13 protein-coding genes are annotated in these 12,215 nt (G+C 60.0%); 6 read left to right on the top strand and 7 right to left on the bottom strand.

Annotated elements, in window-relative coordinates; genetic code table 11:
- Positions 1-139: 139 nt before the first annotated feature.
- Positions 140-418, bottom strand: a complete 279-nt coding sequence (locus H7X45_RS04250; protein ID WP_187336302.1) for a hypothetical protein — start codon at positions 416-418, stop codon at positions 140-142.
- Between the two features lie 235 nt (positions 419-653).
- Here H7X45_RS04250 and H7X45_RS15200 point away from each other — a divergent pair, with 235 nt between their 5' ends.
- On the top strand, positions 654-815 hold the full coding sequence (locus H7X45_RS15200; protein WP_246449663.1) for a hypothetical protein: 162 nt from the start codon (positions 654-656) through the stop codon (positions 813-815).
- Positions 816-864: 49 nt separating this feature from the next.
- Here H7X45_RS15200 and H7X45_RS04240 read toward each other — a convergent pair whose 3' ends face one another.
- The 6 genes from H7X45_RS04240 to H7X45_RS04215 are packed head-to-tail and all read right to left on the bottom strand — an operon-like array spanning position 865 to position 7,446.
- Positions 865-1,431: a hypothetical protein gene (locus H7X45_RS04240; RefSeq protein ID WP_187336301.1), complete on the bottom strand. Its 567-nt coding sequence runs from the start codon at positions 1,429-1,431 to the stop codon at positions 865-867.
- An 11-nt stretch (positions 1,432-1,442) separates the two neighbouring features.
- Positions 1,443-2,693 carry a DUF389 domain-containing protein gene (locus H7X45_RS04235; RefSeq protein ID WP_187336300.1) on the bottom strand — a complete coding sequence of 417 codons (1,251 nt, stop codon included), beginning with the start codon at positions 2,691-2,693 and terminating at the stop codon, positions 1,443-1,445.
- The gene (locus H7X45_RS04230) at positions 2,694-3,488 is read right to left on the bottom strand and encodes an SDR family NAD(P)-dependent oxidoreductase (protein WP_187336299.1); all 795 of its coding nucleotides are present in this window, start codon (positions 3,486-3,488) and stop codon (positions 2,694-2,696) included.
- The gene (locus tag H7X45_RS04225; protein ID WP_187336970.1) at positions 3,485-4,678 is read right to left on the bottom strand and encodes a zinc-dependent alcohol dehydrogenase; all 1,194 of its coding nucleotides are present in this window, start codon (positions 4,676-4,678) and stop codon (positions 3,485-3,487) included. Before H7X45_RS04225 ends, H7X45_RS04230 begins: the two co-directional genes overlap by 4 nt.
- Positions 4,678-5,346, bottom strand: coding sequence for an SRPBCC family protein (locus H7X45_RS04220; RefSeq protein WP_187336298.1), 669 nt, complete (start codon positions 5,344-5,346; stop codon positions 4,678-4,680). The genes H7X45_RS04225 and H7X45_RS04220 overlap by 1 nt, the downstream gene beginning before the upstream one ends.
- Before the next feature lie 15 nt (positions 5,347-5,361).
- Positions 5,362-7,446, bottom strand: a complete 2,085-nt coding sequence (locus H7X45_RS04215) for a catalase (protein ID WP_187336297.1) — start codon at positions 7,444-7,446, stop codon at positions 5,362-5,364.
- Between the two features lie 262 nt (positions 7,447-7,708).
- Between H7X45_RS04215 and H7X45_RS04210 the strand changes: the two genes are divergently transcribed.
- From H7X45_RS04210 to H7X45_RS04190, 5 genes are read left to right on the top strand one after another with little or no spacing between them, the layout of a single operon-like run.
- Positions 7,709-8,203, top strand: coding sequence for a YciE/YciF ferroxidase family protein (locus H7X45_RS04210; protein ID WP_187336296.1), 495 nt, complete (start codon positions 7,709-7,711; stop codon positions 8,201-8,203).
- Between the two features lie 4 nt (positions 8,204-8,207).
- Positions 8,208-9,317: a glycosyltransferase family 2 protein gene (locus H7X45_RS04205; RefSeq protein ID WP_187336295.1), complete on the top strand. Its 1,110-nt coding sequence runs from the start codon at positions 8,208-8,210 to the stop codon at positions 9,315-9,317.
- The gene (locus H7X45_RS04200) at positions 9,314-10,393 is read left to right on the top strand and encodes an acyl-CoA dehydrogenase family protein (RefSeq protein ID WP_246449659.1); all 1,080 of its coding nucleotides are present in this window, start codon (positions 9,314-9,316) and stop codon (positions 10,391-10,393) included. The genes H7X45_RS04205 and H7X45_RS04200 overlap by 4 nt, the downstream gene beginning before the upstream one ends.
- Entirely contained in the window at positions 10,384-11,121 is a 738-nt protein-coding gene (locus H7X45_RS04195; RefSeq protein ID WP_187336294.1) for a PIG-L deacetylase family protein, read from the top strand. Before H7X45_RS04200 ends, H7X45_RS04195 begins: the two co-directional genes overlap by 10 nt.
- Positions 11,111-11,710 (top strand): class I SAM-dependent DNA methyltransferase, encoded by a 600-nt coding sequence (locus H7X45_RS04190; RefSeq protein ID WP_187336293.1) that lies wholly within the window; start codon positions 11,111-11,113, stop codon positions 11,708-11,710. The genes H7X45_RS04195 and H7X45_RS04190 overlap by 11 nt, the downstream gene beginning before the upstream one ends.
- Positions 11,711-12,215: the final 505 nt, after the last annotated feature.

Raw genomic sequence — 12,215 nt, 5'->3', positions numbered from 1 at the left:
GATCGACCGCAAGTTCGCAGTTCGCGATCCCGACGAAGCTCATCGACCACGTTCCATAAAAAAAGGCCCGCAGGGAGTGAGCGGGCCTTTTGATGGAGGATGCCCGTTAGGAGCACCCTCCGATTCGATCTTTAACGCATCAGATACCGTCTGCGGTATCCTCGAGCGTCTCAGCCTGCTGTTCCTTCATGTCGGCCTTCTGCTCCATTTGCGCGGCGCCAACCTGATCGGTGGCAAGGTCGGCCTCCTCTTCGGCCAGATCGCTCTGGGCTTCGGCAACACCGGCCTGCGCGTCCATGACTTCGCCCTGAGCCTCGGTCACGTCGGCCTGCTCTTCGGCGACTTCTTCACCCGGGCTGTCGCAAGCTGCGAGAGTGAACAGGGCGGGAAGCGCAGCGGCCAAAATCATTTTCTTCATATCATATCCTGTTCGATTAGCTGTGACGATCACAATGCCTTAATTATCCACGAGCGAAGGGCGTTTGGCAATGTCGCCATGCAATCCTTAACATTTGTTGCCGGGGCGCGCGTTGCGATCGGCTCCTTCCCATACAGGTTGCTGCGTGAAGGAATGGGCGGGATGAAGCCCCCGTCTTACACGGCGAATCGACAGGCGGAGCGGCATTGCTGACATTTCTGTCAGTATCCATGGAGTGATCGACCATGCCGAGCCCACGCCCACGCACCTGACCATCACACTGCGCGATCTGCGCTTCGGGCGGGGCCGCGCGATGAAGCGCTACTGGTTGAACGACGAAGCCGACGCCAACGCTGCTCTCCCGGTAAGAAAGCTTATAGACAATCGTAAATTGTGAGCCGCCTTTTCGGATCGTCCGAAGAGTCATTCTTTCAGTTGGCACCTTATTAACGTCCGCTTTTGGAATTGCCGACGAGGTCGCCGATGACCGGAATTAGGTCGCATAGCTGACGTCCGCTTAATTCTGAACAAGCGGTGGCTTTCGGGGCGAGTCGGCGACATCTCGAACGTCCAAAACTATAGCACCTCGTTGACCGTCCAGCTTCCGCAGCTCCAAGGCCAAAGCGATTGTTTCCCAGAGAAATTAATGAGGCGCTCCATACCCGCGCAGTGTTCGTTTTCGATTTCTCCGCATTCGTCGACGAGTGATTTAGCGTCTTGGGGTAGCTCTCGATCCCATCTGCCGTAGCACTCATACGGTCGGACAAGATTTGGTCCTGCGCAGCGTCCGCAAAATTGCGAACAAAATTCGTCATCTGATCGGCGACCGACCACAGATCGACAAGTTCTCCTGTATAGTAGTCGGAAAGGTTGAACGGTGCGAACACAAAGTTCTCCATTGCCCTACGGGGGTCTTCTTCCACCAAGTGACGATAGAATACCGATCCAATCTTTTCTCGCTCCCCAATACGAGGCTTTATCCTATTGATAATTTGCGGTTTCTTGTCGCCCAAAATTCTCGAGCCTAGTTTTTCGCTGTCAGATCTACCAATGCGGTAATGGGAAATTCACTTTCCACTCTTTTCTCGATCCGGTCCGCGACCGCGGACGCTTCTCGGTCGTCGAGCGCGGCCTGCACTTGAACCGTGACCCATACCGGATTGTCTCCCCGCTGGCGCGAGCGGGTGAAGTGCGAATTGACAGTTACGAGCCGGATCGTCGGCGACCGGTCGAGCTCTTCCACCACCAAGGCGGAAACCCGCTGCGAGATGGAGGATTGCTGGAATTGGGGGACATTCGAAAACTGTAGGGTCACAAGCGCTGCCATCGCCGCGATGCTGCTGCCAAGCGACACGATCGAAATCCACCCCTTGCCCCGCGGATAGCGCGCGCCTTTGGTTCGCATGCCGTAGATGCGAAAGACCACGCAGCCCGCGAGATTTATTCCGACGATCTGGATCCCAAGCGCCCACAGGCTGGAAAGGACGATGTCCATCTGGTCGATCGCTAATCCCATGCCGATAAGGCCGGCAGGTGGTGCCAAGGCGGCCGCGACCAGCATGCCCGTGGCAGCGCCGCTGACCAGGCTGCTGCGTTCCGACTGAACAAGATTGAGTGCGCCTGCCACGCCTGCCGCGAGGGGAAGCAACAGCGAGACTGTCGACCGCATGCTGGTTTCGATCATGAGCTCGGTCGCAATCTGCTGGTCGAACGCCAGACTGAGCAGGTAGGCGGTCGCAATGCTAGCGGCGAGCGCTGCGACGTAGCGCGAGAGCGAGCGGGCAAGCAAGTTCGCATCTCCGCGAGCAGTCGCGATCGCGAGCGCCATCGCCGGCCCGGCAAAGGGTGCAATTAGCATCGCGGCCACAAGCAGGAATATACTTTCGGTAAATAGACCGATCCAGACGATCACGCCGCCCACGATCGCGTAGCCGAGAAAACCCGGCCACGATCCGATGCTTTGTAACGCACTGAGAAAGACCTCGAGCGGACTGCGCGGCTGTATGTCCAGCATCTGGCTCTCGGGCTCCGATGCTGGCGGGCGCAGCGAAATTATGCCCTGTGGGGCGAACATCGCGCTCAAATCCGTCCTGTCCTCGACTTCGGCGAGAAAGTCTTCGATCCGCCCGTTTGGCGCTTCCAGGATCAGCACCTGCCGCGCCTCGTTTCGCGCGCGAGCATCGAATTGCGCGAACAGGGTCAATCCATGGGCTTGAGCGGCCTTGACGGTTGCAGCAGCCTCATCCGGTGAAACAGTTAAGGCAAGCTGTCGCATTCAGGGTTTGGCCGCCAGCCGGTGCATTTGGGCCAAAATATCGTCAGGCAGGACGCTGGCGAAGGCATGCTGCACCTTGTTCAGCAATCCGCTTACTTTCTGCGTTTCACCTTTCAGCAGAACGTCGTAGCCATCTTTAGCCACTTTCGCTGGATCGGCCTTTGCATCAGACTGACCAACAAAGGTGTCGTCCATATCAGCGCGTTCGAAGAACCGTGTGTCGGTAAGTCCGGGAAGTAAGCAGGAGACGACGACGTCGCTATCCTTCAATTCATTACTTAAACCGGCGCAAAAATCGTCGACGAAGGCTTTGGTTGAATTGTAGACCAGATTGAACGGTCCGGGGATGTCGTCCACGATAGAACCCGTTACCAGAATGCGGCCCGCATCGGCGGCGCGCATTGTCCCGCCGATTTTGTGGATCAGGGAGACGGTGCCGGTGATATTGGTATCGATCGTGCGCTTGATAGCCATCCAATCCTGGTCGAGAAACTCCCCACCTTCGCCTTGACCCGCATTGGCCATCAGCACGTCCACTTGCCGATCGGCGCACTTCTCCAGAACCGCGTCGATCCCGCTTTCTGTCGCGAGGTCGCACTCAAGAATATCGATACTTCCCGTTCCGAGAGATGCATCGCGCAGTGCGGAAGCGACATGGGCGAGATCCCGATCTGCTACGAGCAACAGGTCGCAATTGTCGCGCGCGGCTATTTTCGCGAGTTCTAAACCGATCCCGCTGGATGCACCGGTAATCAAGCAAAAGCCCAACAGCTTATCGACGGGGTTCTTACTCACTTGGTCTGCCCCAATTCCATACCTGGCTTCAGGACCACCTTGGTCCAGCTATCCTGCTCTTCGCGGAAGCATTTGTAGCCGCGGGCCGCGTCTTCGAGCGGCAGGCGGTGCGAAATGAGGAAGGTGGTATCAAGCGTGCCGTCCTCGATCTTTTCCAGCAGATCCTTGGTGTAACGCTGCACATGGGTCTGGCCCCCGCGCACTTGCAGTGCCTTTTCCATCATCGCACCGAGAGGGAACTTGTCGGTCATCCCGCCATAGACGCCGGGAATGGACACCCGCCCGCCCGGCCGAACGGCGAGGATCGCCTGCTTGAGCGCCGCCGCGCGGTCCGCACCCATGCCGATCTTCTGCTTGGCGATGTCGATGACGTTATCGGGCGCGAAGCCGTGCGCTTCCATGCCAACGGCATCGATCACCGCATCGACGCCGATGCCGCCGCTCATTTCCATCAGCGCTTCACGCACATCGGTGCCGCGGAAATCGATAACCTCGGCGCCCAGCTGCCGGGCGAGAGCGAGCCGGTTGGGATAGTGATCGATCGCGATCACCTTGCTCGCGCCCATAACCAGAGCGGACTGGATAGCAAACAGACCTACCGGGCCACAGCCCCAGACCGCGACCGTATCGTCCGGCTGTATGTCGGCATTCTCGGCGCCCATCCAACCAGTCGGCAGAATGTCTGACAGGAACAGGACCCGATCGTCGTCCAGATGGTCCGGGACCACGATCGGCCCGACGTCGGAGAAGGGCACGCGAACATATTCGGCCTGTCCACCGGAATAACCGCCGGTAAGGTGCGAATAACCGAACAGAGCGGACATGGGATGGCCGTACAGCGTGGCGGACATGTCCTGCTTTTCGGCGGGGTTGGAATTGTCGCAGCAGCTATATTGTTGCATCTTGCAGTGGAAGCAGCCGCCGCAGCTGATCGTAAACGGCACCACGACGCGCTGGCCCTTGGTGAGCGTGCTGTCCTTGCCGGTTTCCATCACTTCACCCATGAATTCATGGCCCAGAATGTCGCCGGGCCGAACGGCGGGAATGACGCCGTCGTAGAGATGAAGGTCGCTGCCGCAAATCGCGGTGGAGGTGACTTTTATGATCGCATCGCGGGGATTGATGATTTCGGGATCGTCGACGGTGTCGACGCGTACGTCATGGGTTCCGTGCCAGGTTAGGGCTTTCATCATTCGGTCTCCTGCTGGGCGGCGCGCGTCCGATCGCGGCGATGCGCGGACGTGGCGATCTCGCCGGTTTCCATGAGCATCTTGAAGCGCTTCAAATCGTGGCGCGCCTGAACTTCCGGCTCACGGCGGAAGAGTTTGGCGACCGTCCGGCCCAGGGCGCCGGCGGGGGGATCGTAAGACATGACGAGCGTCACCCTCGTGCCCCGGTCGCCGGGTGCGTCCCGGAAGGTCACTTCGCCGCGGGTATCGATGGAAGAACCTTCCACCGATTCCCATGCGATGCGCTCGCCGGGCACATTCTCGGTGATCCTGGTTTCGACTTGCACGGTGGTCCCACCGGGTGCCCGGATATGCCAGATATCGGTCTCGGCGTTGCGCTCGATCCGCTCAACATTCTCCATCACTTCAGGGAGGTTTTCGATCTTCTCCCAGAAGCCGTGCAGTTTTTCGCGGGAGCGCCCGATCGTAACGGTGCGGCCCACCAGCGCGTTGCCGCCGGGCAAGTTCTTGCGACTTCGCTCCGGTGCGTCGTCCGTGCTGGCCGCGCGGCGACGTGCGATGGCGGCGCCGATTGCGATTCCGCCGACGGCGAGGGCCGCGCTGGCAATTGCTGCGGTGGCCCCGGTCCGGCCGCTCTTCCTATCGCTGCTTTGGGTATTAATGGTCATTGCGTGGCTCCCGTCTCAGTCCTGCTTCACGCTTTCGCGATCCCAGAAGCGCAGCTTTCCGCACGCTTCGATGAATGCATCCGCCGCGCCGTCCTCACCGAGATCGAAGAAGCCGTCGTCCATCCAATCCCAAACTCCGGCAGCCTGAAACAGAGGCTGGACCGCGGGCACGTAGGCGACGAACTTGGCATGAGCGAAAGCATCGTTGACGAAGTCGATCGACGGTTTGTCGCTATTGTAGCGCCGTGCCGATTCCTCGCTCATCAGCACCGCCACCGCATCATAGGCGACGGATGGGCCGCCATCGATCTTCTCATCGGCTTCCATCCGACTTCCATCGGAAAGCTCGGCCCCGCCGACATGTGGCGCGATGATCTCCACCATCGCCCCGGCATTCCCGGCGGCGCGTTTTAGTGCTTCTACCTGCGCTTTTTCCGCGCCCTTTGCGATGTAAATGCCGAGCTTGCGGCCCTTAAAGCTGCCTGGGCCGTTCTTCAGGATCGACAGCGCCGGGCTCTCGGGCAGATCGGTGATCGGCTCGCGGGCGAGCGGAACCTTGTCCGGCAGTTCCGCCATACCAAGGCCGTCCGCCACCCGCTGCGCTAGCCCGGCATCGATATGCCGCAAATGTCCCACCATGCGGGCGCGGATATCGGGACGTTCCACTTTCGACAGTTCGAAGGTGAAGGCATTTGCCATATGCGTCTGCTCGACCGGGGTTTGCGAGACGTAGAACTGGCGCGCCTGGCTGTAGTGATCGGCAAAGGTTTCGCTGCGCACGCGCCGCTTCCGGCCCGCAACTTCGGCCGGATAGCTTTCGAAGCCCTCGGCCGGGCATGCTCTCGGCCCCCGGTCCTCGCCGGTGCCTTCGCCCCAGCTATTGGGTTCGTAATTGGCGCGCCCTTGCGGGTTGGTCATGGCCATATGGCCGTCCTGCTGGAAGTGGCGGACCGGGCATTTGGGGGCGTTGATCGGAATATGCGTGAAGTTCGGGCCGCCGAGGCGCTTCAGCTGCGTATCCAGATAGCTGAAATTGCGCCCCTGCAGCAGCGGGTCGTCGGAAAAGTCGATGCCCGGCACGATGTTCTGCGTGCAGAAGGCCACTTGCTCCGTCTCGGCGAAGAAGTTGCGGACATTGGCATCCAGCGTCAGCGTGCCGACGATCTTTACCGGCACCTGCTCTTCGGGAATGATCTTGGTAGCGTCCAGAACGTCGAATTCGAACTGTTCGGCAAATTCCTCGTCGAAAATTTGCAGGCCCAGATCCCATTGCGGATAATCGCCCGCGTCGATCGCGTCCCACATGTCCCGCCGATGGAAATCGGGGTCCATGCCGTTGAGCTTCAGCGCTTCGTTCCAGATCACCGACTGCATGCCAAGCTTCGGCTTCCAGTGGAATTTGACGAAGTGCGATTTACCCTCCGCATTCACCAGGCGGAAGCTGTGCACGCCGAAGCCTTCCATGAAGCGGAAGCTGCGCGGGATCGTGCGATCGGACATGATCCACATCGCCATGTGCATGGCTTCGGGCGACAGGCCGATGAAGTCCCAGAAATTGTCGTGGGCTGTCTGCGCCTGCGGAAAGCCGCGGTCGGGCGCCGGTTTGGCGGCATGGATCAGATCGGGAAACTTGATGGCGTCCTGAATGAAGAACACCGGAATGTTGTTGCCGACAAGATCCCAATTGCCCTGCTTGGTGTAGAATTTTGTGGCGAAGCCGCGCACGTCGCGCGCCAGATCGGGCGAACCCTTATTCCCCGCCACGGTGGAAAAGCGCGTGAAGGTGGGCGTTTTCACGCCGACTTCGTTGAAAATCGCGGCGCTGGAGAATTCGGGGATCGCCTCGGTCAGTTCGAAATGGCCGTGAACGCCATATCCCCGCGCATGGACCACACGTTCGGGAATGCGCTCATGATCGAAATGGAAGATCTTCTCGCGCGCGATATGATCTTCGAGGAGCTGCGGGCCGCGCGGACCGGCGGTGAGCCAGTTCTGATCGTCCGCCACCGGCGCACCTTGCGCCGTCGTCATTCGGTCTTCGTCCCCACTCGGTTTCTGATGATTTGCTCCGCCAGGTGAAAGCTCAAAATCGTCAGCCATAAATTCCTCCGTCCACTGCTATTCTGTGGACTACGGAAGGCACGAAATAGTGTTTCCCACACAGCACTCATTATTCGGTTGATTTATGATAGCTCGCGATTGACCTCCTAGTTACGCTGTCTTCAATTATCGGTTCGCTGATTGACATATGTCAGACCGAATGTTTCGCTTTGTCTCGGAACGCGGGCAGGCGAATGCTCTTTGAGCATAGAGATGGCCGTGCAGATCAAATCGGCCAATTCATCGAAACAGGAGCATGAAAATGGCAGCCCCGAAAAACCTGCAGGATTGCTACACGGAAGAACTAGCCGACCTTTGGTCTGCCAACGATCAAATGGAGCGCGTGGTGCGCAATCTCGCTAGCAAATCTGGTGACGAGAAACTCGGCGAACGCCTTCGTAACGCCGCCGCGGGCATCGAAGAACATAGTTCCCAAATCCGCCAACTGTTGAAGGATTGCGGCGTCAATGAGAAGGAGCATTGCAAAGGCATGGAGGGCCTTGTCAAAGAGGCGCAAAAACATGCCATCGATGCCGAAATCGACGACCCGGACGTGCGCGATGTCATTATTATCGCGCAATATCAGCGCATGTGCCATTACGGCATCTGCGGCTTCGGCACATCCAAGGCTTTCGCTAAGGCCCTCGGCAAGGACGACCATGTAGAAACGCTCGATAAGATTACCGAGTCGATCTACGACGCCGACGAGAATATGTCGGATCTTGCCGAGCGCAGCGCGAACCTCTCCGCGAAATAGTTCGATGGGAATTCGTCCCGCCGGGCCGGTGATTGAGGGGTCATCGCCTGCCCGGCGGCACTCGGACGGCGGATGCCAAACCATTGGCTCCGCACTCGATCCTGCCAACGCCCCGCCTCGGCTGTCCTGCCTGCTCGCCTCCGCTCCATTTGCGGACGGCGTGCGTTCGGTGAGCTTTCGGCATCACGCCGAAGGGTTTTACGACTATGCGGTGGCGATTCCGGCCCGGAATGAAATCGCACTGCTTCCGCGCGCCCTAGCCGCGCTTGGCCGGACGATGGATGCCTGCCGATCGCAAAGGGGCGTTGTCGTACTGGTCGTCAACGACAGTGACGACGGTAGTGCCGATCTGTTCGGTCGCTGGGCGGAAACGCGTAACGCCGCATTTGCCTTGGCCGAAATCGGCTTCAACAATGCGATCCGCGATGCCCCGCATGCTCGGCGGTTCGCCATGGACATTGCCGCGCAGTTTACGCCGCATGGGGCGATTCTGACCACTGATGCGGACAGCCACGTCGGTCCGAACTGGATCGAAGCTTTCCAGAATGGATTGAAAGCGGGCTACGATCTTCTCTGTGAAGACGTGCGGCTCGACGAAACCGAACTCGGCCGCCTTCCTGATAGCGTTCGCGCCGTCGGGGCGCTTGAGCGACGCTACTTCGAGTTGTGCGAAGAGCTATGGCAGCGCTGGACGGGCCGTGGACCGTTCGCGGTTCGCGCATCGGGCGCGAGCATGGCCATCCGCACGCCCGTTTATCATAGCCTCGGCGGACTTCCCACACCGCGCGTCGGAGAGGACTCAGCCTTAGCTGCCAATGCGCAGAAAGCCGAATACCGGGTCTTCAATTGTGGCGACTTGGGTACGCGCACATCCGCGCGGTTACATGGACGCGCAGCCGGTGGTTGCGGCGAGGCGTTGCGCCAACGCGCGTGTGAGGCGGATCCGGCCTGTGATGGTTCGCTGGTGCCCCTCTCGGTGTTGCGCAGCATGGCTGACGAGGTGACCGAGGGAGTCGAACTCGCCGCATCTTCCCGAGCACCGATGAGGGCAAGCGAAGTCCGCCACCAATTGCAGTTGGCCGAGCGTCTCCTCGCGCCGGAGAGAGCAGCATGATACCCGCGATCGCGCAACAGGTCTGTGCGCCGATCGCGAAGCATGCCGGGCGGGCGGATCGGCGCGACGGCGATCTCGGTCTGGAGATCGATCTGTTGCGTGACGGCGGCTGGTTGAAGGCTTGCCTCCCTGTCGATCAGGGGGGCGCAGGCTGGGGTACAGAGCCGGATGCCACGGAAAGCGCTTTCGATGCGCTTCGGGTACTCGGCGGCGCTAACTTGTCGGTGGCACGTCTGTTCGAAGGACATATGAATGCCGTAAAGCTGTTGGCGCTTTACGGCTCAGCGAGGCAATTAGATGCGCTGGGCGTGGCGGTGCGCGCGGGCACCTTGTTCGGCGTATGGGGCGCCGATGACCCGGCCAGTCCGCTGAAGCAGCAGGACGATCATCTGACCGGCGCCAAACGCTTTGCATCCGGCCTCGAACTAGTCGACGTCGCAATCGTAAGCGTTGCTAGAGAAGACGGCCCACAACTGCTTTTGGTAGCAAGCGACCGGCCTGAGCGCGCGGACGCAAGCGCTTGGAACATGGCCGGGATGCGCGCAACGCGTTCTGGCACTTACGATTTCTCCGGCGTGCACACCGCCCCCCAATGCTTCATCGGTGTGCCGGGCGATTATTTGCGAGAACCGAATTTCGAGGGCGGCATTTGGCGCTACTGCGCGGCCCATTTGGGTGCTGCGGAAGCGCTTTACGATGCCATGCGCCAAGCGCTGACCGAGCGGGGCCGCGCCGGCAGCCCGCATCAGCAGGACCGCATCGTCCGCTGTGCCATCGCGATCGAAACCGCACGGCTGTGGCTGATGCGCGCTGCTAGGGAAGTCGAAGCTGCAGACGCACCGCCACGCAAGGCTGCCCTTTCCCTGGCTGCCCGCGAGGTGACGGAGGACAGTTGCCGGACCGTGATGCAACTTGTCGAACAGTCGCTCGGCATGGCCGCGCATGAAGAGGGTAGCACGGTTGAACGGATCCGGCGCGACCTCTCATTATTCCTTTGTCAGGCCGCACCCGATGCCAAACGCGCCCGCGCTGCACAAACGTTAATCGATAGCCGCCTCAGATTCGAATGCCTGTAGCAAGCATCACAACTGGCGGCACCATGCTGGAAGCCGTATCCGCCGCGCCTGCGGTGGAACTAACAGAGCTCGCGCCTGGCGCTGGGGTTCTTCTGCTTAGTCCCCATCCCGACGACGAAACATTAGGTTGCGGAACCGCGATTGCAGCGCTCGCTGCAAGCGGAAAGAAGCTCTCCCTCGTGCAGATCACCGGTGGCGGCGGATCGCATCCCGGTTCGAAACGGTTCAATGCTGCAGCAATCACCGCAATCCGCGAGCGCGAACTGAATGACGCGCTTCACATTCTGGCGCCCGGGGTGGACGTGCCCGTCCTTCGGCTAGGGCTGCCGGACGGGCGAAGCTCGGTCGATATGATCGACCTGGCGGCCCAGCAGTCGGTTTTAAAATTCGCACAGGATCACGTTATCGGTGCCGTCTGGTCGACTTGGCGCGGCGATCCGCATTGCGACCATCAGACGGCGGCCGCTGCTGCTTTGCGTATCGCCGCGACCCTGAAGGTGCCGCATTGGAGCTTCCCGATCTGGGGGCGCTTCGGCGATCGGTCCGTTCCCCATGCGCTTCGCCGCTTCGTTGCGCCGAAATATCGCGCGCGTAAAATGGCCGCGATCCGCTGTCACCGTTCACAACTGGGCGAGGTAATCGACGACGACCCGGAAGGCTTCCGCCTTACCCCGGAATTAGTGGCGCACTTCTCGGACGATCCCGAGATTTTCATCCGTGAACGATGACCCCTCCCAGCGACGCGCGAAGTTCGACCAGCTCTTTCGCGAGAATCCCGACCCGTGGGAATTTGAAACGAGCACCTATGAGCGAGACAAACGTGATGCGACCATGGCTGCGATCGCGGGGCGGCGTTTCGCGCACGTTCTTGAAATCGGCTGTGCGACGGGTGTTCTGACCGAACGGCTTGCCGAAGTTTGTGACAGCCTCTTGGCGGTCGACGTATCCGAAGTCGCGCTGACCGCGGCGCGGCAGCGGCTCGCCGATCGAAACCACGTGAAGCTCACCCGCGCCGAAATCCCAGCGCAGTGGCCAGCGGGCCGTTACGACCTCATCCTGCTGTCCGAAGTCCTCTATTTCCTCGCGGAGGAGGAAATAACTGAGACATCCCGCCGCTGCCTCGATGCGCTTGAACCGGAGGGATGGGTTCTTTTGGTGAACTGGACGGGAGCCAATGACCTACCCGTCAGCGGCCCGCGCGCTGCCGAGCTTTTCTGCGCTGGTGGTTGGCGCCGGACAGGGCGGATCGTGCGCCCCGGCTATCGCCTAGATCTGCTTGCGCGGCCCAGGGTCTCACAGGTGCCGCGCTGCCGGTAGACTCCGGCCGGGTTAGGCGTCATCTCAATTGCTTAGCGAGCCAGACCAGACCCGGTCAATTCCTTCCGGATCGATCTGACTTGCACAAGTCGACGCTACGTTTAGTCTATCCTCATTAGCTTGAAGTTGAAAGCTACGAGAACCGTGGCGCTGCACGACCTGTTCGTAGAGTACCGCCAAACAGGTGCCTTCGTCTCGTAGTAGATTTTCTGACGATACGACCGCAAACCGCGCCTTACCGTAACGATTCAGCATGAATCCTTTGAGAATGTCCAAACGCATGCCGGAGTAGCCATGGACAGGTGCCCGATAGAAAAATTGGCCGCTGTAAATTCACCGAGACCATCTACGCTGCGCAGATAATTTGGCATCATCAGAGCGCCGATCAAGCGTCTTTCGAAGGGTCCGCGGCGATGTCGTCCGAACCGCTTGGAGCACCGGCCGTTTAGAACTGCCTCTAACGGGCGAACCTGACATGACCGCTTACATCATCACGGATCCGCGT

Origin of the sequence: Novosphingopyxis iocasae, assembly GCF_014334095.1 — a bacterium.
Lineage (GTDB): Bacteria > Pseudomonadota > Alphaproteobacteria > Sphingomonadales > Sphingomonadaceae > Novosphingopyxis > Novosphingopyxis iocasae.
This window is presented reverse-complemented; position numbering and strand designations above follow the sequence as displayed.